Source organism: Streptomyces montanisoli (assembly GCF_017813245.1).
Taxonomy (GTDB): Bacteria; Actinomycetota; Actinomycetes; order Streptomycetales; family Streptomycetaceae; genus Streptomyces; species Streptomyces montanisoli.
Window position 1 is genome coordinate 1 of the sequence record NZ_JAGIQL010000072.1, and the last position, 24103, is coordinate 24103.

At 70.7% G+C, this 24103-nt stretch carries 22 protein-coding genes; 8 read left to right on the plus strand and 14 right to left on the minus strand.

The window, feature by feature from the left end; genetic code table 11:
• From cydD to hisC, 4 genes are all read right to left on the minus strand, one after another.
• On the minus strand, positions 1-1811 hold a 1811-nt coding region (gene cydD, locus JFN87_RS18240), incomplete at its 3' end, for a thiol reductant ABC exporter subunit CydD (protein WP_209341235.1).
• Between the two features lie 19 nt (positions 1812-1830).
• Positions 1831-2880 carry a cytochrome d ubiquinol oxidase subunit II gene (cydB, locus tag JFN87_RS18245; protein WP_209341237.1) on the minus strand — a complete coding sequence of 350 codons (1050 nt, stop codon included), beginning with the start codon at positions 2878-2880 and terminating at the stop codon, positions 1831-1833.
• Between the two features lie 14 nt (positions 2881-2894).
• Entirely contained in the window at positions 2895-4409 is a 1515-nt protein-coding gene (locus JFN87_RS18250; RefSeq protein WP_209341240.1) for a cytochrome ubiquinol oxidase subunit I, read from the minus strand.
• A 422-nt stretch (positions 4410-4831) separates the two neighbouring features.
• Positions 4832-5905 carry a histidinol-phosphate transaminase gene (gene hisC, locus JFN87_RS18255; protein ID WP_209341279.1) on the minus strand — a complete coding sequence of 358 codons (1074 nt, stop codon included), beginning with the start codon at positions 5903-5905 and terminating at the stop codon, positions 4832-4834.
• A 428-nt stretch (positions 5906-6333) separates the two neighbouring features.
• Between hisC and JFN87_RS18260 the strand changes: the two genes are divergently transcribed.
• The 3 genes from JFN87_RS18260 to JFN87_RS18270 all read left to right on the plus strand — a co-directional run bounded on the left by JFN87_RS18260 (position 6334) and on the right by JFN87_RS18270 (position 10011).
• Entirely contained in the window at positions 6334-7455 is a 1122-nt protein-coding gene (locus JFN87_RS18260) for a LacI family DNA-binding transcriptional regulator (protein ID WP_209341241.1), read from the plus strand.
• A gap of 253 nt (positions 7456-7708) precedes the next feature.
• The gene (locus JFN87_RS18265) at positions 7709-8950 is read left to right on the plus strand and encodes a metallophosphoesterase (RefSeq protein ID WP_209341244.1); all 1242 of its coding nucleotides are present in this window, start codon (positions 7709-7711) and stop codon (positions 8948-8950) included.
• A 161-nt stretch (positions 8951-9111) separates the two neighbouring features.
• Positions 9112-10011: a DUF6247 family protein gene (locus tag JFN87_RS18270; RefSeq protein WP_209341246.1), complete on the plus strand. Its 900-nt coding sequence runs from the start codon at positions 9112-9114 to the stop codon at positions 10009-10011.
• Positions 10012-10056: 45 nt separating this feature from the next.
• Here JFN87_RS18270 and thiC read toward each other — a convergent pair whose 3' ends face one another.
• From thiC to JFN87_RS18295, 5 genes are all read right to left on the minus strand, one after another.
• Positions 10057-11838: a phosphomethylpyrimidine synthase ThiC gene (gene thiC / locus JFN87_RS18275; protein WP_209341248.1), complete on the minus strand. Its 1782-nt coding sequence runs from the start codon at positions 11836-11838 to the stop codon at positions 10057-10059.
• A gap of 272 nt (positions 11839-12110) precedes the next feature.
• On the minus strand, positions 12111-12545 hold the full coding sequence (locus JFN87_RS18280) for an SsgA family sporulation/cell division regulator (RefSeq protein WP_209341281.1): 435 nt from the start codon (positions 12543-12545) through the stop codon (positions 12111-12113).
• Between the two features lie 98 nt (positions 12546-12643).
• Positions 12644-13396 (minus strand): IclR family transcriptional regulator, encoded by a 753-nt coding sequence (locus JFN87_RS18285; RefSeq protein WP_209341283.1) that lies wholly within the window; start codon positions 13394-13396, stop codon positions 12644-12646.
• 245 nt (positions 13397-13641) lie between these two features.
• Positions 13642-13860, minus strand: coding sequence for a DUF5326 family protein (locus JFN87_RS18290; RefSeq protein ID WP_030905320.1), 219 nt, complete (start codon positions 13858-13860; stop codon positions 13642-13644).
• 211 nt (positions 13861-14071) lie between these two features.
• Positions 14072-14389: a cupin domain-containing protein gene (locus JFN87_RS18295; RefSeq protein WP_209341253.1), complete on the minus strand. Its 318-nt coding sequence runs from the start codon at positions 14387-14389 to the stop codon at positions 14072-14074.
• Between the two features lie 61 nt (positions 14390-14450).
• Here JFN87_RS18295 and JFN87_RS18300 point away from each other — a divergent pair, with 61 nt between their 5' ends.
• Both JFN87_RS18300 and JFN87_RS18305 read left to right on the plus strand, forming a co-directional pair.
• Positions 14451-15602, plus strand: coding sequence for a cystathionine gamma-lyase (locus tag JFN87_RS18300; RefSeq protein WP_209341255.1), 1152 nt, complete (start codon positions 14451-14453; stop codon positions 15600-15602).
• Between the two features lie 206 nt (positions 15603-15808).
• A complete protein-coding gene (locus tag JFN87_RS18305) occupies positions 15809-16294 on the plus strand; it encodes an NUDIX domain-containing protein (RefSeq protein WP_209341257.1) in 486 nt (161 codons plus the stop codon).
• A gap of 15 nt (positions 16295-16309) precedes the next feature.
• Here JFN87_RS18305 and JFN87_RS18310 read toward each other — a convergent pair whose 3' ends face one another.
• Entirely contained in the window at positions 16310-16945 is a 636-nt protein-coding gene (locus JFN87_RS18310; protein ID WP_209341259.1) for an HAD family hydrolase, read from the minus strand.
• Positions 16946-17075: 130 nt separating this feature from the next.
• Here JFN87_RS18310 and JFN87_RS18315 point away from each other — a divergent pair, with 130 nt between their 5' ends.
• Both JFN87_RS18315 and JFN87_RS18320 read left to right on the plus strand, forming a co-directional pair.
• Positions 17076-17966 (plus strand): GNAT family N-acetyltransferase, encoded by an 891-nt coding sequence (locus tag JFN87_RS18315; protein WP_209341261.1) that lies wholly within the window; start codon positions 17076-17078, stop codon positions 17964-17966.
• Between the two features lie 45 nt (positions 17967-18011).
• Entirely contained in the window at positions 18012-18479 is a 468-nt protein-coding gene (locus JFN87_RS18320) for a GNAT family N-acetyltransferase (protein ID WP_209341263.1), read from the plus strand.
• Positions 18480-18552: 73 nt separating this feature from the next.
• Here the strand turns inward: JFN87_RS18320 and JFN87_RS18325 are convergent, their stop codons facing one another.
• Both JFN87_RS18325 and dnaB read right to left on the minus strand, forming a co-directional pair.
• A complete protein-coding gene (locus JFN87_RS18325) occupies positions 18553-19968 on the minus strand; it encodes a serine hydrolase domain-containing protein (RefSeq protein ID WP_209341266.1) in 1416 nt (471 codons plus the stop codon).
• Between the two features lie 33 nt (positions 19969-20001).
• On the minus strand, positions 20002-21459 hold the full coding sequence (gene dnaB / locus JFN87_RS18330) for a replicative DNA helicase (protein ID WP_209341288.1): 1458 nt from the start codon (positions 21457-21459) through the stop codon (positions 20002-20004).
• Between the two features lie 441 nt (positions 21460-21900).
• Between dnaB and JFN87_RS18335 the strand changes: the two genes are divergently transcribed.
• Positions 21901-23250, plus strand: a complete 1350-nt coding sequence (locus JFN87_RS18335) for an MATE family efflux transporter (RefSeq protein WP_209341269.1) — start codon at positions 21901-21903, stop codon at positions 23248-23250.
• Between the two features lie 85 nt (positions 23251-23335).
• On the opposite strand, the gene rplI is transcribed toward JFN87_RS18335, so the two are convergent.
• Positions 23336-23782 carry a 50S ribosomal protein L9 gene (gene rplI / locus JFN87_RS18340; protein ID WP_030905350.1) on the minus strand — a complete coding sequence of 149 codons (447 nt, stop codon included), beginning with the start codon at positions 23780-23782 and terminating at the stop codon, positions 23336-23338.
• Between the two features lie 17 nt (positions 23783-23799).
• Complete coding sequence (gene rpsR, locus JFN87_RS18345) at positions 23800-24036, minus strand: 30S ribosomal protein S18 (protein ID WP_003967857.1); 237 nt, start codon at positions 24034-24036, stop codon at positions 23800-23802.
• Positions 24037-24103 lie beyond the last annotated feature (67 nt).

The following is a 24103-nucleotide window of genomic DNA, read 5'->3' on the forward strand; positions in this document are numbered from 1 at the left end:
AGGTGCCTGCCCGCGCCTTCGGCGGGGGCGGCCTCTCGCGCGGCGGGCGTGGGATCGCCGGTGCCGGCGGCTTCGGGGCGCCCGCCGGGTGCGGGGCGCACGGGTCGCCCCGCGTCCACCGAGCCTCCTTCAACGGAGGCACCGGACGCAACGGAAGCACCCGACGCACCCGACGCACCAGGCCCCCGCAGCGTCACCACCCGGTCCGCCGCCGCGAGCAGCGCGGGCCTGTGGGCGACGAGCAGCACCGTGCGTCCGGCCGCGAGGCGCCGCACGGCGTCCACGATGCCGGCCTCCGTCTCGCCGTCGAGCGCCGCCGTCGGCTCGTCGAGCAGCAGCAGCGGCCTGTCCGCGAGGAACGCCCTGGCCAGCGCGAGGCGCTGGCGCTGGCCCGCGGACAGGCCGGCGCCGTCCTCGCCGAGACGGGTCTCGGCGCCGTGGGGGAGTGCCGCGACGAACTCGTACGCCCCCGCCTCGCGCAGTGCCGACCACACCGCCGCGTCGTCCGCGTCGGGCCTGGCCAGCCGCACGTTCTCGGCGATGGTCCCCGCGAAGACGTAAGGGACCTGCGGGACCCAGGCGATCCGCTCCCGCCACCGCTCCAGGTCGACGGACGCCAGATCGGCGCCGCCAAGACGCACGTCGCCCTCGGACGGCCGCGCGAACCCGAGCACGACGTCGAGCAACGTGGACTTCCCGGCGCCGCTCGGCCCCGCGAGCGCCACCGTCTCCCCCGGCTCGACGGTCAGGTCCGCCGCGTCGAGCGATGCCGCGGCCCGGCCCTCGTGGCGTACCGTCACGCCCGTCAGCTCGATGCGTACAGGGCCCGGCACCCGCGAGCCGCCCGCGGCGGGCACCTCGTACTCGAGCACCTCGAAGATCTCCTCGGCGGCCGCGAGCCCCTCGGCCGCCGCGTGGTACTGCGTGCCCACCTGCCGGATCGGCAGGTACGCCTCCGGCGCGAGTACGAGCACCAGCAGGCCCGTGTACAGGTCGAGGTCGCCGCGCACGAGGCGCAGCCCGATCCCGACCGCCACCAGGGCGACGGACAGGGTGGACAGCAGCTCCAGCGCGAAGGACGAGAGGAACGCGATGCGCAGCGTCCGCACCGTCGCCTGCCGGTACTCCGAGGTGATCCTGCGGATCGACTCGGCCTGCGCCGCCGCCCGGCCGAAGACCTTGAGCGTCGGCAGCCCGGCGACCACGTCGAGGAAGTGTCCTGACAGCCGGGACAGCAGCCGCCACTGGCGGTCGGTCCTCGACTGGGTGACCCAGCCGATGAGCGCCATGAACAGCGGGATGAGCGGCAGGGTCGCCACGATGATCGCCGCCGAGATCCAGTCGTCGGTGACGATGCGGGCGAGCACCGCCACCGGCACGACGACCGCGAGGCCGAGCTGGGGCAGGTAGCGCGCGAAGTAGTCGTCCAGCGCGTCCACTCCCCGGGTCGCGAGGGTGACCAGCGACCCGGTGCGCCGGGCGCTCAGCCACCCGGGACCGAGCCGGGCGGCCCGCGCGAGGAGCCTGCCGCGCAGTTCGGACTTGACGGCCGCGCTGGTGCGGTGCGCGGCCAGTTCCGTCAACCAGGCCACCAGCGCCCTGCCCACCGCGACCGCCACGAGCAGCAGCAGCGGCGTGCGGAGGGCGCCGAGCCCCTCGTCGTGGTGGAACGCGCCGACGACGACGTCCGCGATCAGCATCGCCTGCGCGATGACAAGGCCGGCGCCCAGCAGGCCGAGCGCCACCGTGGCGATCAGGAAGAAGCGGGTCGCCCGCGCGTAGCGGAGCAGCCGGGGATCGATTGGTTTCACGTGAAACACCCGCTCCCGGTCAGTGCGCGTCAGCCGCGCGAACGGTCGTGCCGGAGGCGCCGGGCCGCCCTGAGCCCCCGGCGATGTGCTGGGTCCCGATGCGCTTGCGGAAGACCCAGTAGGTCCAGCCCTGGTAGAGCAGCACCAGCGGCGTCGCGAACCCGGCGCACCAGGTCATGATCTTCAGCGTGTAGGGCGACGAGGAGGCGTTGGCGACGGTCAGGCTCCACCGGGGGTCGAGCGTGGACGGCATGACGTCGGGGAACAGCGTGAAGAAGTACGTCGCGACGAGGCCGACGATCGCCAGGCCCGACAGGGCGAACGACCACCCCTCGCGTCCGCGTCCGTTGGCCCCCACCGCGAGGACCAGCGCGGTCACCGCACCGGCCGCGGCGAACAGCGACTCCGCGTCGCCGCTGTCGACCTGGGTCCAGGCGAGGAAGCCCGCCACCGCGGCGACGGTCGCCGCGCCGAGCGTCCCGGCCAGCCGCCTGGCCCGTACCCGTATGTCACCGACCGTCTTCAGCGCCGCGAACACGGCGCCGTGGAAGGTGAACAGAAGCAGCGTCACCGCACCGCCGAGCAGGGAGTACTGGTTGACGACGTCTCCCAGGCCGCCCACGTAGTCGCCGTGCGCGTCGATCGCCATGCCGTGCACGAGGTTGGCGAACAGGAGGCCCCACACGACGGCCGGCAGCAGCGACGTCCAGAAGATCGCGTGCTCCCAGTTGCGCTGCCACCGCTCCTCGGGCCGCTTGGCCCGGAACTCGAACGCGACGCCGCGCACGATCAGGCAGACCAGGATCAGCAGCAGCGGCAGGTAGAAGCCGGAGAACAGGCTGGCGTACCAGTCGGGGAAGGCCGCGAAGGTCGCGCCCGCCGCGCTGATGAGCCAGACCTCGTTGCCGTCCCACACGGGGCCGATGGTGTTGATCAGGACGCGCCGTTCGGTGCGGTCGCGTGCCAGCACCTTCGTCAGGACCCCGATGCCGAAGTCGAACCCTTCGAGGAAGAAGTAGCCGGTCCACAGGACCGCGATCAGCACGAACCAGATGTCGTGGAGTTGCATGACTGGTCGGCTCCTCAGTACGAGAAGGCCATCGGCCGGTCGGCGTCCGCCTCTTCGCGGTCGCCCCCGATCCGGGTGGGCGGGTTGAGGTCGGATTCGGTGAGCTCGGGCGGCCCCGCCTTGACGTACTTCACCATCAGCTTGAACTCGACGACCGCGAGGATCGCGTACAGCAGGGTGAAGACGATCAGGGACGTGAGGACCTCGCCCTGCGAGACACCGGGGGAGACCGCGTCGGAGGTGCGGAGCACGCCGTACACGACCCAGGGCTGCCGGCCGTTCTCGGTGAAGATCCAGCCCCAGGACATGGCGATCATGGGGAACGTCATGGTCCACGCGGCGGCGAGCCAGTACCACCGGGCGAGCTTCGGGTGGAGCACCTTGTTCCGGAAGAGGACCAGATGGGGCACCTCGTCGGGCCCCGTCCGCAGCCGTGCGGGGAGCATGAACTTCTTCCGGGTCAGCCAGAGGCCGAGCATGCCGAGGGCGAAGGACGCCATGCCGAACCCGATCATCCAGCGGAACCCCCAGTAGGCGACCGGGATGTTGGGCCGGTAGTCGCCGGGGCCGAACTGGTGCTGCTCGGCCTTGTTGACGTCGTTGATGCCGGGGACGTGCGACGAGAAGTCGTCGTGGGCGAGGAACGAGAGCAGCCCGGGGATCTCGAGCTCGACGGTGTTGTGGCCCTTGGCGACGTCCCCGTAGGCGAAGATCGAGAAGGGCGCGGGTGACGCGCCGTCCCACAGCGCCTCGGCCGACGCCATCTTCATGGGCTGCTGCTTGAACATGACCTTGCCGAGCTGGTCGCCGCTCACGGCGGTGAGCAGGCCGGCGATCACCACGGTGATCAGGCCCAGCCGCAGCGAGGTGCGCATCACCGGGATGTGCTTCTTGCGCGCCAGGTGGAAGGCCGCGACGCCCACCACGAACGCGCCGCCGACCAGGAACGAGGCCGTGATCGTGTGCGCGAACTGCGTGATGGCCGTGTTCTGGGTCAGCACCGAGAGGAAGTCGGTGAGTTCGGCGCGGCCGGTCTTCTTGTCGATGTGGTACCCGGTCGGGTGCTGCATCCAGGAGTTTGCCGCGAGGATGAAGTACGCGGACAGGATCGTGCCGAGGGAGACCATCCATATGCAGGCCAGGTGGATCTTCTTCGGCAGCTTGTCCCAGCCGAATATCCACAGGCCCACGAAGGTGGACTCGAAGAAGAACGCGATCAGCGCCTCGAAGGCGAGCGGGGCACCGAAGACGTCACCGACGAAGCGCGAGTAGTCCGACCAGTTCATGCCGAACTGGAACTCCTGCACGATGCCGGTGACCACCCCCATCGCGATGTTGATCAGGAACAGCTTTCCCCAGAACTTCGTGGCCGTGAGGTACTTCGGGTTCTCGGTACGGACCCAGGCGGTCTCCAGGCCGGCCGTGATGGCGGCGAGGGAGATCGTGAGCGGCACGAAGAGGAAGTGGTAGACGGTGGTGATGCCGAACTGCCATCGCGCCAGGGTGTCAGGCGCCAGAGCGAGGTCCACGTCGTCTCTCCTTACTTCGCCGTGGTCACGCGGCCCGCACCGGCCCATGGGTGGTCATACCCCCACGAACCAGGCGAGCTTGTGAATGCGTTCACATTCACAAGACAAGTATTGCTCACCCATTTGCCGCACAATCACGCGGGGGTACGTCGCCTACGTCACATATGAGCCGTCTCATACGGACCTCGCCCGTCGCACACGAAAAGCGCCGTCGAACGGTACGGACAGAGCACCTCATATGCGGACGAATCGCCGCGACGAGCGCAACGAGAAGCCGCCCCGGCATGCGTCACCGGGGCGGCGGAAACCGCTCGGCCCGGCCGGATCCCCCGCCGGCCGGGCGCGTCGCATCTCACATCCGCGGACGCGTCACACCGCCAACCGGTGCGCGCCCGCGGCCCTCGCATCCGCGCGCGGAACGCCTAGGAGCGAAACGCCTCCGCGGCCGCCAGGAACAGGTCGTTGGCCTCGTTCTCACCGATGGTCACGCGCACGCCCTCGCCGGCGAACGGCCGCACCACCACCCCCGCACGCTCGCAGGCCTCGGCGAACTCCCCCGTCCGGTCGCCCAGCCGCAGCCAGACGAAGTTGGCGTGCGTCTCCGGGACCGTCCAGCCCTGCTCACGCAGCCGCCCGAGCACCCGGTCGCGCTCCTTGACCAGCGCGTCGACCCGGACCATCAGCTCCTTCTCCGAGCGCAGCGACGCCACGGCGGCGTCCTGCGCGATCTGGCTGACGCCGAAGGGGACGGCCGTCTTGCGCAGCGCCTCGGCCACCGGCTCGTGCGCGACGGCGAAGCCGATCCGGAGCCCGGCGAGCCCGTAGGCCTTGGAGAAGGTGCGCAGCACGGCCACGTTGGGCCGGTCACGGTAGATCTCGATCCCGTCGGGCACCTCGGGGTCGCGGTTGAACTCGCGGTACGCCTCGTCCAGCACGACGAGCACGTCGCCCGGCACCTTGTCGAGGAACCGCTCGAGCTCCGCCCTGCGGGCCACGGTGCCGGTGGGGTTGTTGGGGTTGCAGACGAAGATGAGCCTCGTCCGCTCGGTGACCGCGTCGGCCATCGCGTCCAGGTCGTGGAACTCGCCGGGCGTCAACGGCACCCGGACGGAGGCCGCCCCGGAGATCTGCACGATGATCGGGTACGCCTCGAATGAGCGCCAGGCGTAGATGACCTCGTCCCCAGGGCCCGAGGTGGCCTGGAGCAGCTGCTGCGCCACCCCTACAGAGCCCGTGCCGGTCGCCACGTGAGACGCGGGCACGCCGAAGCGCTCGGCGAGCTCCGCCGTCAGCGCCGTGCAGGCCAGGTCCGGGTAGCGCTGGAAGTGCCGCGCGGCGGCGGTCGCCTGCTCCATCACGCCGGGCAGCGGCGGGTACGGGTTCTCGTTCGACGACAGCTTGTACGTGGTGACCCCGCCCGCCGGCGCGGGCCTGCCCGGCTTGTAGGTGGGGATGCCGTCCAACTGCGCGCGCAGCCTGGGGCCCGTCTCGCTCACGACTCGCTCCTCCTCGCCGTCCGTGGCACCGTCCTGGCGGTTCGGCAGGACCGGTGGGTTCACCTTACGAGCAGATCGCTCCCTTTCGAACGGTCGGTCGGCCGCGAAGAACGTGACGGATGCCACGCTTACCGGACCGCGGGGGGCGCATACCGGACGGCCGAAGGAGGGGGCGCACCCTCGTCCGGCGCGCGCCGGTGGCTCGCGCCGTGGCGCGCGTCCCTCGTAGTGGTGAGTTGAGACCTCTTCGAGACATGGCCCCCGCCACAGGCATATGCGCGCTGCCACATAAAGGATCGGCTCGGAACCCGCCAACCCCCTTTCATTCCCAGGCGTTTACTCACTAATGATCATGCAGAAACGTGCCTGCGAAGTGGTGCATTTGCGACCCGCCCCACCACCGCGCCGCGCCCTACTATCGGCTCGCCATGACAGCAGCAGGGAAACACCAGGTGAGCCGGACGGACACAACGCGCAGGGGGAGCCGGCAGAGCGGTCGGGCAGGGATCCGGGACGTAGCCGCCGCGGCCGGTGTCTCCATCACGACCGTCTCGGACGCGCTCAACGGCAAGGGACGCTTACCCGACGCCACCCGACGCCATGTCCGCGAGGTCGCGGAACGGCTCGGCTACCGCCCGTCCGCGGCCGCGCGCACCCTCCGTACGGGCAAGTCGGGCCTGATCGGCCTGACCGTCACCACCTACGGGGATGAACCTTTCACCTTCACCGAGTTCGCGTACTTCGCCGAGATGGCGCGGGCCGCGACCTCCGCCGCGCTCGCCCGCGGCTACGCCCTGGTGATCCTGCCCGCCACCTCGCAGCACGACGTGTGGTCCAACGTCGCGCTCGACGGGACCGTCGTCGTCGACCCGTCCGACCACGACCCCGTCGTCACCGAACTCGTGCGGCAGGGCCTGCCCGTCGTCTCGGACGGCCGCCCCGCCGGCACGCTGCCGGTCACCGCCTGGGTCGACAACGACCACGAGGCCGCCGTCCTCGATCTGCTCGACCACATGGCCGAGGCCGGCGCCCGCAGGATCGGCCTGCTCACCGGCACCACGACGGACACGTACACCCGCCTGTCCACGACGGCGTACCTGCGCTGGTGCGAACGCGTCGGCCAAGACCCCGTGTACGAGTCGTACCCGGCCCACGACCCGTGCGCGGGCGCCGTCGCCGCGGACCGGCTGCTGGCACGCCCCGACAGGCCCGACGCGGTCTACGGCCTGTTCGACCCCAACGGCACCGACCTGCTCGCCGCCGCGCGCCGCTACGGCCTGCGCGTCCCCGAGGACCTGCTGCTCGTGTGCTGCAGCGAGTCGACCGTGTACGCCGCGACGGAGCCGCCGATCACCACGCTCTCGCTGAAACCGCGCCGCATCGGCACGGCCGTCGTACAGCTCCTGATCGACGCCATCGAGGGAGTCGCCCCTGAAGGCCCCGTCGAGCGGGTGATACCGACCGAGCTCATCGTCCGCACCTCGTCACAGCGGCGGCCGCCGCGCACGACGGTCAGCCCGCCGCGCTCGCCCGCGAGCGACCGGCCCTGAGGAGAGCGACCGGGCCCGAGGAGCCGGAGCGCGCAGGTCCAGACCTCTGCATTTGGGGCGTTCGGCGTGAATTCGGCGAACCGCCGGCGATCGCGTGCGGATTCACCACCCCTGGTGCGTCACACAGGAGCGGCCGCATTCCTATGATGGGCGGACGACACCGCGGGCCTTTCCCTCCCTCAGGTGGGCAGACCCCCACCCGACCGGTCAGACCCGAGAGGTGTACGGCGGCGCGACGGTGGTGGAGGGGTCGATGACACAGGGGGCCGACGAGGGACCCGTGGTGCGTACGGCGACGTTGCGCGACTTCCGCGTGCCGCCCTACGCGCAGGTTCCCGTGGGGACGGGCGAGACGCCACAGGAGCGGCAGGCACCGCTGACGGCGCCGGTGGCGCCACCGGCGCCACTGCTGCCCGGCGACGCGCCAGAACACGTCGCGCCGGAACACCTCGCGCCAGAGCACGTCGCGCCCGAACCCGTCGCGCCCAGCCCCATGCCGGCGCCCCGGGCAGGCCAGGCGCAGCCGGCCGCCCCCGTCCACCCGGGCGACGCCGTCCCCGACGACGAGCCGCCCGACGGCTACACCCCGACCGAGCGCGACCTCCCGGTGATCACCCCGGAGCAGGCCACCGCGGTCGAGACGCGCATCGAGGACACCGCCGCCGGCGAGCCGGCCCTCGGCCCGCTCTACGTGGTCGGCGACGTGCACGGCTACCTCGACGAACTCCTCGCGGCCCTCGCGGAACAGGGCCTGGTGGACGAGGAGGGCCACTGGTCGGCCGGGACGGCGCGCCTCTGGTTCCTCGGTGACTTCACCGACCGGGGACCCGACGGCGTCGGCGTGATCGACCTGGTGATGCGGCTGTCCGCCGAGGCCGCGGCCGCCGGCGGCTACTGCAAGGCGCTCATGGGCAACCATGAGCTGCTGCTGCTCGGCGCCAAGCGGTTCGGCCCCACGCCGGTCAGCTCGGGCGCGGGCACGGCGACGTTCCACGCGGCCTGGCTGCTCAACGGCGGCCAGCAGGGCGACATGGAGCGCCTGCAGGACGTCCACCTCCAGTGGATGTCCCGGCTCGACGCGGTGGCCGAGGCGGACGGGCACCTGCTGATGCACTCCGACACCACGGCCTACCTGGACTACGGGTCGACGATCGACGACGTCAACGACACCGTCCACCAGGTACTCACGCGCAACGACGCCGACGAGTGCTGGGACCTCTTCCGCAAGCTGACCAAGCGCTTCGCGTTCCGCGACGACGGCCCGGACGCCGCGCGCGAGCTCCTCTCCGCCTACGGCGGCCGGCGCGTCGTGCACGGCCACAGCCCCATCCCCTACCTGCTCGGCGAGGTCGGCACGGAGGACGCCGCCGGCTCCGACGGCGGCTCCGGCCCCGTGGTGGAAGGTCCGCACGTCTATGCGGAGGGGCTTGCCATCGCCATGGACGGCGGCGTGACCATGGCCGGAAAGCTGCTGGTGGTCCGGCTCCCGCTGTAGAGCAGATTCCGTGCAGGGGCGGCGCTTTTCGCGAAAGTCCCTGTCACGGTTGCCCGGAGTCGCTCTACCATCGGCGTATCCGTAGCAGACTCTCCTCCGTTTCTGCCGACCGCTCGTGCCACGACGGGCGGTTCGGCCTACGGAGCATCGGGGGATGCACCATGAAGAGCGCTCCGCACCTGCTGGGCGAGGACCGCGCGGAATTCGAGCGCACCCTCGACGAAGCGCTGCGCACCGCGCACGAACGCGCCGAACTCGCCGGGCTCGGCGACGTACTGACCACCCGCCAGCTGCGCGCCATGGCGCTGGACGCGCAGCAGCTGATCGCGCAGGCGGCCGCCCCCGAGTACGAGCGCTACCGGGAAGTGCGCGAGGAACTGCGCACTCCCCGCTCCCCGCACGCACGGGAAGCGGCCCCGCCGGCCCCGTCGGAAGCGGCCCCGGACACCGCGCCCCCTCCGTCCGCCTCCCCGCCGTCCCCTTCCCCGTCCGGGCACCTCCCGGGGAGCTCCGTGCTAGGCGACCCGGCGAGGACGGGCGCGGGGGTAGTCGCCGTCGTCGCGGTGCTCGTCCCCGTCCTCGCCGCGATCGCGGCGGTGATCTTCCTGCTCGCGGGCTACCTGCTGAAGGCGGTGGGCCCCGCGCACGCACTCGCCGGCGCGCTGATCGCCTTCGGCTGGTTCTTCGCCTCGGTGATGGCGCTCGGCATCCTGGCGGGCGGCATCGGCCTGGTGATCACCGCGCTGCGCAACGGCTCGACGCAGATACGCTCCGCGGACGAGGCCCGCCGGCTCGGCGACGCACGCGACGAGTGGCGCGCCGCGCTGCTCGAGCGCGGCATCGTCCCGTACCTGCGGCGGGCGCTCAGGGAGGCGGACACGTCGGCGCCCATGGCGCGGTGGCAGGGGCAGGGCGAGGGCGGCCAGTTGCCGAAGATCGGCTACAGCCGCCCGGACTTCTCCAGCCCGGGCGAGGGCGCGGCGAGGCGCCGGGGCCCCCGCTACTCGAGCCCGGACTTCACAAGCCCGGACTACGGCGGCCCCGACCACCAGCCCGACTGAGCCCCGACCAGGCCTACTGGCGAAGGCCCAGCCCGGCTCGCGATGTCACTCGGCGAGCGGCAGGTAGACCCGGTTGCCCGCCGCCGCGAACTCGCGTGACTTCTCCGCCATGCCCTCCTCGATCCCCGCGGCGTCGATCTCTTCGGTGTCGATCTCCGCGGTATCCAGATCGCCGCCGTGGCGGCGCCTGATGTCCTGAGAGATCTTCATCGAACAGAATTTCGGTCCGCACATCGAGCAGAAGTGCGCCGTCTTCGCGGGTTCCGCCGGCAGCGTCTCGTCGTGGAACGCGCGGGCCGTGTCCGGGTCCATGGCCAGGTTGAACTGGTCCTCCCAGCGGAACTCGAAGCGGGCGTCGGACAGCGCGTCGTCCCACTCCTGCGCCCCCGGGTGGCCCTTCGCCAGGTCCGCGGCGTGTGCGGCGATCTTGTACGTGATGACGCCGGTCTTCACGTCGTCGCGGTCCGGCAGGCCCAGGTGCTCCTTCGGGGTGACGTAGCAGAGCATCGCGGTGCCCCACCAGGCGATCATCGCGGCGCCGATGCCCGAGGTGATGTGGTCGTAGGCGGGGGCGACGTCCGTCGTGAGGGGGCCGAGCGTGTAGAACGGCGCCTCCTCGCACACCTCCTGCTGGAGGTCGATGTTCTCCTTGATCTTGTGCATCGGCACGTGGCCCGGGCCCTCGATCATCGTCTGGACGCCGTGCCGCTTGGCGATCGTGTTGAGCTCGCCGAGCGTGCGCAACTCCGCGAACTGCGCCTCGTCGTTGGCGTCGGCGATGGAGCCGGGCCGCAGGCCGTCCCCGAGGGAGTAGGTGACGTCGTACGAGGCGAGGATGGAGCAGAGCTCCTCGAAGTGCTCGTAGAGGAACGACTCCTTGTGGTGCGCCAGGCACCACGCCGCCATGATCGAGCCGCCGCGCGAGACGATGCCCGTCTTGCGGCGGGCGGTGAGCGGCACGTAGCGCAGCAGCACGCCCGCGTGGACGGTCATGTAGTCGACGCCCTGCTCGGCCTGTTCGACGACGGTGTCGCGGTAGATCTGCCAGGTCAGCTCCTCGGCCTTGCCGTCGACCTTCTCCAGCGCCTGGTAGAGCGGCACGGTGCCGATCGGCACGGGGGAGTTGCGCAGCACCCATTCGCGCGTGGTGTGGATGTTGCGGCCGGTGGAGAGGTCCATGACGGTGTCGGCGCCCCACCGGGTCGCCCACGTCATCTTGTCGACCTCCTCCTCGATGGAGGACGTGACGGCCGAGTTGCCGATGTTCGCGTTGACCTTCACCAGGAACTTCTTGCCGATGATCATCGGCTCGATCTCCGGGTGGTTGACGTTGGCGGGCAGCACGGCCCGGCCCGCCGCGATCTCCTCGCGTACGGTCTCGGGCGCGACGTTCTCCCGGATGGCGACGTACTCCATCTCGGGCGTGATCTCGCCGCGCCGCGCGTACGCGAGCTGCGTGACCTGCCGGCCGTCCCTGCCGCGGCGCGGCTGGCGCGGCCTGCCGGGGAAGACCGCGTCGAGGTTGCGCAGCCCGCCGCGCGGCGAGGTGTGCTTGAGGCCGTCGTCCTCGGGGCGGGCGGGCCGCCCCGCGTACTCCTCGGTGTCGCCGCGGGCGACGATCCAGTTCTCCCTGAGTGGCGCGAGGCCGCGGCGCACGTCGGTCTCGACGCCTGGGTCGGTGTACGGACCCGACGTGTCGTACAGCGTGACGTCGTCGCCGTTGGTGAGGTGCACCCGCCGCACGGGCACCCGGAGGTCCGGACGCGAACCCTCCACGTATCCCTTGTGCCAGCCGATTGCGGACGTGTGTGTGTCCTGAACGGTCATCAGACCAGACTCCCTACGCCGGCATTACCCGGTAACAGGTTCAGCGGTCGGCGCAGCGTCGGGTGCGGGGTGGTGGACACCACCACCGTCACCACACGTCAGCGCCCTCTCAGCCCGGTGCTCCGAGCTCCCGCGTGTGCAAATGCGTGTCCACGCTAGCGCCAGGGCCATGGGGATGGCCAGAGGGCCTGTGCCACCGTCCGGTCTGCGGGCGTCCGGTCCAGCCGCCGTCGCGTCGGCCTCGCGTCGGCCTCGCGTCGGCCGGCGTTCGGTCAGCCCGCGTTCTCCTCGGCCAGGATGCGGCCGAGTTCCTTCTCGAGCGATCCCTCGAAGTCGCCGGCCACCTGTTCCTGGCCGAGCGGCACCAGTCTGTCCGTCCGGTCGAGGAACGCGACGAGAGGCGCCGCGCTCACCCGGAACAGCGCGTGGTCGTCGCCGACCTGGAGCGTGATGTGGACGTCCGAGAGGTCCTCGGGCGCGGTCGGCGCGATGTGCACGTCGCCGTCCCCGCTCGGGACATTGATCCCGTCGAGCAGCAGTTCGCGCCCGAACGTCCAGGTCACGGGCGCGTCACCGGGCAGATGGAAGGTCATGCGCACCGCGTAGGGATCTTCGGTTTCGTAGTGAAGCTCCACCTGGATCCGGAACGCGAGCTCCTCGGAGACGAGGAAGCTCATCTGGACCTCGGCCTGTACCGATTCGCGCATCATGCACCACTCCGGAGTAGATACGGCTAGGAATGATCCCCTTGCCCCCCTTGACTCAATCGTCCTGGAAGCGCTAACAGATCACAAGGAGTAATTTTTCAGATACTGATAGAGAAGGTTCCCGAGGTCAGCAGCGTGCTGATCTCTCTGCGTAACCGTTCGACGGTCGGCAGGAGTTCGTCTTCCCTGTCGAGTGGCACAGAAATGGCCATGGTCGCGGCGGCGGGGCCGACCGCTATGGGCAGCGCGGCGCAGACGGTGCCGAGCGCGTACTCCTGACGTTCGATCACCGGGCGCAGCGGGTCGCGGGCCGTGCGGTCGAGCGCGGCGAGGCGGGTGAGCAGCGCGCCGCGGCTGCGCACGGAGTGCGGCGTGAGCGACCAGACGGGGTAGCGGTCCAGGTGGTCGCGGCGGGTGGCGCCGTCGAGTTGGCTCAGCAGGCACTGGCCGATCGCGTGCGCGTGGCCCGTGGCGCGGAAGTCGGCCCACTCGTCGACGGCGGGCGTCTCGGGGGCGTCGGCGACCGAGACGAGCTCGATCTCGCCCTCGCGGTAGACCGCGAAGTAGACGGGCGCACCGACACGGTCGCACAGGGACCGCAGTGTCTCGGCGATCTTGCTGCGACGATTCTGCAGCGCCTCGTCCCTGGCGAGCCGGGGGACGGCCCCGCCGAGGCGGAACACGCCGTTCTCCCGGGAGAGGTAGCCCTCGTGCGTCAGGGTGCGCAGCAGGTGGTACGTGGTCGGAAGGGGCAGCCCGGCCTCGCGGGCGAGTTGCTTCGCGGGGGCCCCGTCCCGGTGGGCGCCGACGGACTCGAGCAGCCGCAGCGCGCGCTGCACCGAGCCGATCAGCGTAGGCGCCCCGGCGCGCGTGGCAGCCGAGGCATTGAGGGCTGTACGGGTTGTACGTGTTGCTGTGGCCAAGGATCACCCCCAGCGGTGGGGACGAGCGACTGCCCGCCCGCGGGGGCCGCCCCCGCGCACCCGCCGAGCCCCGGGGGGACCGCCAGGGCGCGGCAGAGACCAGTCACTCTAAGGGCACACCAGGGCCAAGGATGGTTTCCCGTACGGCTTTCCCCCGCGCGGGCTAACCGGTTCTACCAGCCGTCGTGCGAGGACGACGATGACGTGAACTTGCGTACGAGGAAGATGAGTCCGGCCACCAGGGCGACCAGGATGAGCGCCTTGAAGAGCAGCCCGATGACGAACCCGATGATGGTCGTGATCAGCCCGCCGAACACGACGAGGACGATCAGGGGCACCGCGACCCACTTCACCCACCAGGGCAGTCCAGCGAATATCTCCCGCCTTGCCATCGCCTCTACCTCACTCCTCCGGACCTCTCCGGCTCATGTCCGGCACGCCCCGTTCGCGGGACGCCCGGTTGACGCTTTCGATGCTAGAAGGTCGCCGGGCGGAACGGGGGCGTGCCGTCCCCCGCTCTCCCCTGATCCGACCCTGAGTCCGTTCTCGGGGTCCGGCTCAGCTTTTCGGCGGGTCCGGCCCGGGCGGGCGGGCAGTGGGCGTTCAGCTCTCCGGCGGGGAGAACACGACCATGACCCTGAGGTCCTCCGTGATGTGGTGGAACTTGTGGGTGGCGCCGGACGGCACGAAGACGACGCTGCCCCTGGCCACGTGGGTGGTCTCCGTCCCCACGGTGATCGACGCACGGCCGCTCATCACGAGGTACACCTCGTCCTCTTTGTGCGGCAGCTGCCGGTCGGCCTCGCCCGCGTCCAGTGCGTAGAGCCCGAGCGACATGCTGCGCCCGCGCATGAACTGGAGGTAGGCGCCGTCGTTCGCGGCGCGCTCCGCCTCCAGGTCGTCCAGTCGGAATGCCTTCATGCCACGATCAGACCATGAAGATTTCCGCAGTCAAGACGATCCGTGACGGTGAGGCGAAGCCGTGACCGGCCACGACAGGGCGGCCGGCCGGGAGACGGGGGAGGGGACGCGCGCCGTACGCGCGGGGCTGCCGGAACCCGTCAAGTACGAGCCGACGCTGCCGGGACCGGTCTTCGCCGCGCACTTCCACCTGCCCGGCGAGCCGACGGGTCCCTACACGTACGGCCGCGACGAGAACCCGACCTGGACCCTGCTCGAGCGGGCCATCGGCGAGCTCGAGGCGCCCGGACAGCCGACGGAGACCGTCGTCCTCGCCTCGGGCATGGCCGCCATCTCCGCCGTGGCCTTCTCCCAGCTGCGGGCGGGCGACGTCGCCGTGTTCCCCGACGACGGCTACCAGGCGCTGCCGCTGCTGCACGACCAGCTCGCCGCCTACGGGATCGAGGTGCGGACCGCGCCGACCGGCGGCAACGGCCAGCTGCGCGTGCTCGACGGCGCGAAGCTCCTGTGGATCGAGACGCCCTCCAACCCCGGCCTGGACATCTGTGACATCCGCGAGCTGGCGGCGCGGGCCCATGCCGCGGGCGCGCTCGTCGCGGTCGACAACACCCTGGCCACCCCGCTCGGACAGCGCCCCCTCACCCTGGGCGCGGACTTCTCGGTCGCCAGCGACACCAAGGGCATGACGGGCCACGGGGACCTGCTGCTCGGCCACGTCACCGTGACCGACCCGGCGCTCGCGGCCTCCGTGCGGCGCTGGCGCAAGATCGCGGGCGCCATCCCCGGGCCCATGGAGGCCTGGCTCGCGCACAGGTCGCTGGCGACGCTCCAGCTGCGCAACGACCGGCAGTGCGCCACCGCGCTGACCCTCGCGCACGCGTTGAGCGAGCGCCCGGAGGTCTCCGGGCTGCGCTATCCGGGCCTCCCCGGCGATCCGTCGCACCGCGTCGCTTCGCTGCAGATGCGGCGCTACGGCTCGGTGGTCTCCTTCCAGCTGCCGGGACGCGACCATGCGGAGCGCTTCCTCGACGGGCTGCGCCTGGTGGACGACGCGACCAGCTTCGGCGGCGTGCGCTCCACGGCGGAGAGGCGTGGCCGCTGGGGCGGTGACGCGGTGCCCGAGGGGTTCATCAGGTTCTCGGTGGGCGCGGAAGACCCGGAGGACCTCGTCGCCGACGTCCTGCGCGCCCTGGACGGCTCGGGACCCCGGTAGCCGAACGGCCCGAGCCTCCCCCCTCGTGGCTCGGGCCGTCCGTGTGCCCCTCGTAAAGAGGCACGCCTGCAAGGCTAGTTGACTGAGCGTCAGTGTTCAATCACAGTTTCCGCACCTCGCCTTTTCCGCCGGAGGCTCCGCCGAGGCCCGGTGACAGCAGGGGCCACAGGAGTTTCGGCGGCCGCCCCACGGGCCAGCCTTCTCCCATGACCGAACGGCCCGTGGTCAAGCGCACCGCACGCGCCATCCTGCTCGACGGGGAAGACCTGGTCCTGATCAAGCGCACCCGGCCTGGCGTGGCCCCCTACTGGGTCACGCCCGGTGGAGGCGTCGAGGACACCGACCCCACCGTGATCGACGCGCTGCACCGCGAGGTGGACGAGGAGCTGGGCGCGAAGATCACCGATGTGGTCCCCTGCTTCGTGGACACGGTCGAGCATGTCGCCGAGGGTGCCGAGGACGTGGCGGGAGTCAAGATCCAGCACTTCTTCGTCTGTCGTCTGGAGTCCATGGACCCGTCGCTGCGGCACGGGCCCGAGGTGGACGAGCCGCGGGGCGAGTACGAGATCGTCCGGGTGCCGTTCAGCCGCGTCGGGATCGCCGCGGTCCATCTCGTCCCGCTGTCGCTGCGCCATTACCTGGACGGCAACATCGAGGGGGTGCGCGCCATGCACGCACCCGACCTCGGCTGAGGCCTTGCACACGCGTCACCCTCGCACGAGCGCATAGGCGTCGCGCAGGTCCCCGCCGCTGTAGGTGTGGGTGGCGATGCCTGCCACGTGGTGGTCCGCGTTCACCGCGACCGCGCTCGGCACGACGCGAAACAGCTCCGCGTCCGACATCGAGTCCCCGTAGGCGACGCAGTCCTCCAGTCGCAGCCCCAGTTCGCCGCAGAGTCGCTCGGCCGTGTGGACCTTGGCGGCAGGGCTGAGGATGCCCGAGGGCTCCACCGGCTCGGTGAAGGGCACGGCGGGCCAGACGGACGCATGGGCGGCGTGGAGTCCCCAGTCGAGCAACCGCTCCACGAAGAAGCTCGGCCCGAGCGAGATCACCGCGCAGTAGTCTCCCCGGGCGCGGATGTCGGCCCAGACGTCCCGTATGCCGTCCAGCCAGGGCGCCTGCTCGAAGGCGGCCGTCACATGGGCCACGGTGAGGTCCGCCCAGATCTCCCTAGCCCGGGAGGCGAAATCGGCCGCCGGAAGTCCGGCCGTGACGAATAGACGCTCCAGCTCCTCGATCTGAGCGGTCACCCCCAGCTGCCGGGATATTTCCACGGCCGCGGCGGATCCCCTGATCAGGGTGCCGTCGACATCGAAAAGGTGCAGCTTGGGTGCGGTCGCCATGGAGGGGACATTAGTACGGATGGGCGAGCCGGTGTCCGGCACGTGTTTCACGTGAAACAGCGTCCGAAATTCTTGGCCATTTTGCCTAAAGCGCTGGACGAACGATCAACGCCTCCGTCAGCCTGGGCCCATGTCGACACCGCTCGCAGAGGTTCCGATCCGGCCGCTGACCTTGCGCGACCTGGCGTCCTGCGCAGAACTGGCGGCCGACCGGGGCTGGCCGCCCGACGAGCACAAGTGGCGGCTCCTGCTCACCGCCGGGACCGGATACGGGATCGACGACCCGAACGGAACGGGCCTTGCGGCTGTCTGTGTGGTCACGCGGTACGGCACCCCGGGCGCGGGTCATGCCGGCGAGCTGTCGGTGATCGGCATGATGCTCGTGGCCACCCACCATGAGCGCCAGGGCCTGGGGCAGCGGTTGATGCGGCACGCGATGCGGGAGGCCGGCAACACCCCGCTCGCGCTGTACGCCACCCGGTTCGGACAGCCTCTCTACGAGCGGCTCGGGTTCACGGTGATCGGCCAGAACGTGAAGGTGCGCGGGCGGCTGCTGTCCCCGCCCCCGCAGGACCGCCTCTCGCCCGAAGGGATCACGGTCCGCACCGCTACCGCCGAGGACCTGCCGGCCATCGTGCGGCTGGACACCGAGGTCTTCGGCGTCGACCGCACACTGATGATCACCCGTTTCCCGGCCTTCGCCGAGCAGCTGCGGGTCGCCGTGGACGGCTCGGACGTCGTCGGCTACGCGGCCACCTGGGCCAGTACGGACGCCGATGTGATCGGTCCCCTGATCGCCCGCGACGCGCCGACGGCCAAGGCCCTGATCGCCTCACTCGCCTCGTCCACCGATCGCCCCCTGCGCACGGACATCGACGCGCGTCACGAAGGGCTGCTGGCCTGGCTCAAGGAACACGGCCTGGACGTGGTCGTCACCAGCGCCGTGATGGTCCACGGGACCGACGACCTGCCGTGCGACCGAGGCCGCCGCTTCGCGCCTTTGACCATGGCGACGCTCTGAGAAACCGGAGCGACCCGCGCTCGCCCCTCACCTAGGCTCACGCTCATGACTGACGAAGCCGGCGAAGACCTGGTGATACGCCGCACTACCCAGAACGACATCCCCGCGGTGGTGGCGATGCTGGCCGACGACGCCCTCGGCGCGCAGCGCGAGTCCCCGGACAACCTCGCCCCCTACGAGAAGGCGTTCCAGCGCGTGGGCGCCGATCCGAACCAGCATCTGATGGTCGCGGCGCGCGGTGACCGGATCGTCGGGACGCTGCAGCTTTCGATCGTGCACGGCCTGTCCCGGCAAGGTGCTACACGCGCCATCATCGAGGGCGTCCGCGTGCACGCCGACGAACGCGGCAGCGGTTTGGGCACGCGTTTCATCACCTGGGCCATCGAGGAGGCCCGGCGGCGGGGTTGCCAGGTGGTCCAGCTCACCTCGGACGCCACCCGCACCGACGCGCACCGCTTCTACGAGCGGCTGGGTTTCACGGCCTCACACCTCGGCTTCAAGATGGCCCTGTGACGGGTGCCCGTACGACGGGACATTCGTGCGGCGGGTGGGTGTTTCACGTGAAACACCCACCCGCCGCGCACAGTCAGCGCCAGCCGTCGCCGTCCACGCCGCCGGGCACGGCCTCCGCAGGGCTGTAGGGCTGCCGCGTGAGGACGAACGTGCCGAGGTCGAGATGGCTGACGGAGCCGTCCGTGGTCCGGGCGATGCGCAACGTCTCCCCCGCGTAGTACCCGTCGAGACCTCGCCAGGTCCGGTCGGCGGAGACGCCGTCGCCGTCGCTGTTCGCGGTGGCGACGAACCGTGATCCGCGCCCGGCGCCGGACAGGGGATAGAGCTCAAGGCCGCCGTCGGAGACGAGTTTCAGCCCGTAGGCGTTGGTGCCCCAGTACCACTGGCCCGCGATCTCCAGCAGCCCGTTGTCGAAGTTCTCCATGGGGCGCCAGGCGTCGGGGATGCGGGGCTCGGCGTCCGCGACCGTGGCCAGGAGATCGGCGGCGATCGCACCGATGGCCGGGCCCGAGGTCGCGTTGGCCAACGCGACCGACACGATCCCCTCGTCCCCGTGCGTCCAGAGGCAGGCCAGGAACCCCGGCAGCGACCCCGTGTGTCCCGCGAGCGTCCGCCCGCCGCGCTGGGCGAGCTGGACACCGAGTCCGTAACCGCTCGCCCAGTCGTCCGGGTCCGGTGGCGTCGAGGGGGCCCGCATCTCGCGCACGGATGCGGCGCTCAGCACCCGGGCGTCGCCCTGGACGAGGAACGTGCCGAACCGGCAGAGGTCCCCGGCCGTCGACCACAGCTGCCCCGCGGGTGCCATCACGCCCAGGTCCTGGAGCGGTTCAGGAAGCATGGCGTCGGCCCACGGATGGACGGCCCAGCCGCCCGCGTGGGGCGCCGCCGGCTGCACCGTCGTGCGGTCGAGCGACAGCGGCAGCAGGATCTCGCGGCGCAGCACCTCCGCCCAGGTGTCCCCGCGCAGCCGTTCCACCACCGCACCGAGCAGCGCGTACCCCGGGTTGGAGTAGTGGTGGCGCCGCCCCGCCGGGTGAAGGACGGCCCCCTCGCCGAGCGTGTCGGACAGCGCGGGCCGCAGCGAGCCGGAGGTCCGCTCCCACCAGTCCCCCGGCGGTTCGGCACGCAACCCGCCGCTGTGGGACAGCAGCTGGTGGATCGTCAGCTCACCCACACCGGTTCCGGGAAGATGCTTCTCCAACGGGTCACCCAGGTCGAGCAGGCCCTCGTCGCGCAGCCGCATCACCAGTACGGCCGTGAACGTCTTGGTGATGGACCCGATCCTGTACTGCGTGTCCACATCGGGTGCGTGTCCGTCCAGGCAGCTGCGCGCCCCGGACCAGGACAGCCGGCCATCACGCGCCACAGCGGCGACGAGGGAGGGCGAACGCCCCTCGGCCTGGCCCACGGCGATGCGGTGCAGCAGTGCGCGCTGCGTGGCGGGCAACAGGTGATCCACCTGGGTGGGGTCAGAAGTCGATGACGTCATGCCACACCCTCGCACGCCCCCATGGGAGAGCGGTCAGGTCTGGGCCATGTCGACGAAGCGGGAGTAGTGGCCCTGGAAGGCGACCGTGATGGTGGCCGTCGGGCCGTTGCGGTGCTTGGCCACGATCAGGTCCGCCTCGCCGGCGCGCGGCGACTCCTTCTCGTAGGCGTCCTCGCGGTGGAGGAGGATGACCATGTCCGCGTCCTGCTCGATGGAGCCCGACTCACGCAGGTCGGAGACCATCGGCTTCTTGTCCGTGCGCTGTTCGGGGCCGCGGTTGAGCTGGGAGAGCGCGATGACCGGCAACTCCAGCTCCTTGGCCAGGAGCTTGAGGTTGCGGCTCATGTCGGAGACCTCCTGCTGGCGGCTCTCGATGCGCTTGGAGCCGCCCGACTGCATCAGCTGGAGGTAGTCGATGACGACGAGCCGCAGGTCGTTGCGTTGTTTCAGGCGGCGGCACTTGGCCCGGATCTCCATCATGGACAGGTTCGGCGAGTCGTCGATGTACAGCGGCGCCTGCGTGACCTCCGGCATGCGGCGGGCCAGGCGCGTCCAGTCCTCGTCCGTCATCGTGCCCGAGCGCATGTGGTGCAGCGCGACCCGCGCCTCCGCCGACAGCAGGCGCATCGCGATCTCGTTGCGTCCCATCTCCAGCGAGAAGATGACACTCGGCAGGTTGTTCTTGATGGACGCGGCCCGTGCGAAGTCGAGCGCCAGTGTCGACTTGCCCATCGCGGGGCGTGCCGCGATCACGATCATCTGGCCGGGGTGCAGGCCGTTCGTGAGCGAGTCGAAGTCCGTGAAGCCCGTCGGCACGCCCGTCATCTCGCCGCTGCGCGAGCCGATCGCCTCGATCTCGTCGAGGGCGCCCTCCATGATGTCGCCGAGCGGCAGGTAGTCCTCGCTGGTGCGCTGCTCGGTGACGGCGTAGATCTCGGCCTGCGCCGAGTTCACGATCTCGTCGACATCGCCGTCCGCCGCGTATCCCATCTGCGTGATCCTGGTGCCGGCCTCCACCAGGCGGCGCAGCACCGCACGCTCGTGGACGATCTCCGCGTAGTAGGAGGCGTTGGCCGCGGTCGGCACCGACTGCACCAGCGTGTGCAGATAGGAGGCGCCGCCGACCCGGCTGATCTCGCCGCGCTTGACCAGCTCGGCGGCCACCGTGATCGGGTCGGCGGGCTCGCCCTTCGCGTACAGGTCGAGGATGGCCTGGTAGACGGTCTCGTGGGCCGGCCGGTAGAAGTCCTGGCCCTTGAGCACCTCGACGACGTCCGCGATGGCGTCCTTGGACAGCAGCATGCCGCCGAGCACGGACTGCTCCGCGTCGAGGTCCTGGGGCGGCACCCGCTCGAAGCCGGATCCGCTGTCCCACGCGGCCTCGGAGCCCCGGTCGTGCCGCTCGTCCCGGCCGCCGCGGTCGTCACCGCGGCGCTGCCGCGACATGGTGCGGCGCTCGTCGGGACCGGCGTCGGTCCAGGGGTTGTCCAATGGCTCGGGGATGCTCACCGGCCACCTCCTCACATCCGCTCCGCGGACCTCGCCGTGCCACTCTTTCTACGGCACGACACTGACAAAACGAGAGGGCTGGCTCCGGTCTCGGCGCGTCGGACGCCGGTCCACGGTAGGCCTGCCCGCACCGTCAGCCAATCTGGTTATCCACAGGCCATGTGGATGAGCGATTCAATGCTGTGGAGAACCTCACCGTTCCTGTGCACGAAGCGGGGGACAGCTCTGTGGACAAGATGCCGCGCCCCCGACTCGACCCTTATTGACCTGCGGCTTTGCCATCCACCGGCTGTGGGGGAGAAAAACTTTCCCGGACAGCACAAGATCGGAGCAAAGGTCGGCGCCCCGGTTGTCCACAACAAGCAACTGTAAGCATCCATCAGGCATTGCACCTCTTACCTGTGGAAGACTAGATTAGGGGTCATGACCCAGGTCCCCTCCCCGCCCAGGGCCGCCCTGCGCCATGACCGCCGCCGGCACGACCGCGAGATCGTCGCGCTCGCCGTGCCGGCCTTCGGGGCGCTCGTCGCCGAGCCCCTCTTCGTCATGGTGGACAGCGCCATCGTCGGCCATCTCGGGACCCGGGAGCTCGCGGGTCTCGGGGTCGCGGCCGTCCTGCTGACCACCGCGGTGAGCATCTTCGTCTTCCTCGCGTACGCCACCACCGCCGCCGTCGCGCGGCGTGTCGGCGCCGGCGATCTCAGGGCCGCCATCCAGCAGGGCATGGACGGAATCTGGCTGGCCCTCCTGATCGGCGCCGCCGTCATCGCCGTCACCCTGCCCACGGCCCCCTGGCTGGTGAGCGCGTTCGGCGCGTCGGACACCGCGGCGCCGTACGCCGCCACCTACCTGCGCGTCTCCAGCCTCGGCATCCCCGCGATGCTGATGGTGCTCGCGGCGACGGGGGTCCTGCGCGGCCTGCAGGACACCAGGACACCGCTCTACGTGGCCGTCGGAGGATTCACGGCCAACGCCGCCCTCAACGCCTCGCTGGTCTACGGCGCCGGGCTCGGCATCGCCGGCTCCGCGTGGGGCACGGTGATCGCCCAGTACGCGATGGCGGCCGTCTACCTGGTCGTCGTCGTGCGCGGAGCACGCCGTCACGGGGCGTCCCTGCGTCCCGACGCGGCCGGTGTCCGGGCGAGTGCGCGGGCCGGCGTGCCCCTGCTGGTCCGTACGCTCTCGCTCCGCGCCGTCCTCCTCATCGCGACCGCCGTGGCGGCACGTCTCAGCGATGTGGACATCGCGGCGCACCAGGTGGTGCTGTCGCTCTGGAGCCTGACCGCGTTCGCCCTGGACGCGATCGCCATCGCGGGCCAGGCGATCATCGGCCGCTACCTGGGAGCCGGCGACACGGACGGCGCGCGGCAGGCATGCCGCAGGATGGTGCTCTGGGGGCTGCTCACGGGGGTGGTGATCGGCGTGCTGATCGTCGCGGCCCGCCCGTTGTTCATCCCGCTGTTCACCGGGGACGCGACCGTGCGCGCGGCACTGCTTCCCGCGCTGCTGGTGGTGGCGGTCACGCAGCCGGTCGCCGGCATCGTGTTCATCCTGGACGGCGTGCTGATGGGGGCGGGGGACGGCGTCTACCTGGCCGGCGCGATGGTGGTCACGCTGGCCGTCTTCGCCCCGGTCGCGCTGGCCGTACCGGCACTCGGCGGCGGCCTGACGGCCGTGTGGTGGTCCATGGGGCTGATGATGCTGGTTCGCCTGGTGACGCTCGCGTTGCGCATGCGGTCCGGCCGCTGGATGGTCACCGGCGCCACCCGCTGAGGGCGACGACCACTCGCCGTTTCACGTGAAACCGAAAGGACCGCACCCCAGGGGGTGCGGCCCTTCGTTGCCGAGGCGCCACCGATCAGGCGGAGACGACCTCGACACCGAGCTTCGCGGAGACCTCGGGGTGCAGACGCACCGAGATCTGGTGCCCGCCCAGCGTCTTGATGGGCGCGCCGAGCTCGATACGGCGCTTGTCGACCTCAGGACCGCCGGCCGACTTGATCGCCGAGGCGAGGTCGGCCGGGGTGACGGAGCCGAACAGGCGGCCCGCGTCGCCGGAGCGCACGGCCAGGCGCACGTTCACGCCTTCGAGGCGGGCCTTGATCTCGTTGGCCTGCTCGATGGTGGCGATCTCGTGGATCTTGCGGGCGCGGCGGATCTGCGCCACGTCCTTCTCGCCGCCCTTGGTCCAGCGGATCGCGAACCCACGGGGGACGAGGTAGTTGCGGGCGTAGCCGTCCTTGACATCGACGACGTCGCCCGCAGCGCCGAGGCCACTGACCTCGTTGGTGAGGATGATCTTCATGATGCGGTCACCCTCCCTTAGCGCGCGGTGGACGTGTAGGGCAGCAGCGCCATCTCACGGCTGTTCTTCACGGCCGTGGCGACATCGCGCTGGTGCTGGGTGCAGTTACCGGTGACCCTGCGGGCACGGATCTTGCCGCGGTCGGAAATGAACTTCCGCAGCATGTTCGTGTCCTTGTAGTCCACGTACTGGGTCTTGTCCTTGCAGAATGCGCAGACCTTCTTCTTAGGCTTGCGCACAGGCGGCTTCGCCATGGTGTTTCTCCTGTGTGATCAAGAAGTGTGGGTGCGAACCCGCTCTTCCGGAAGGTCCCTCGACGAG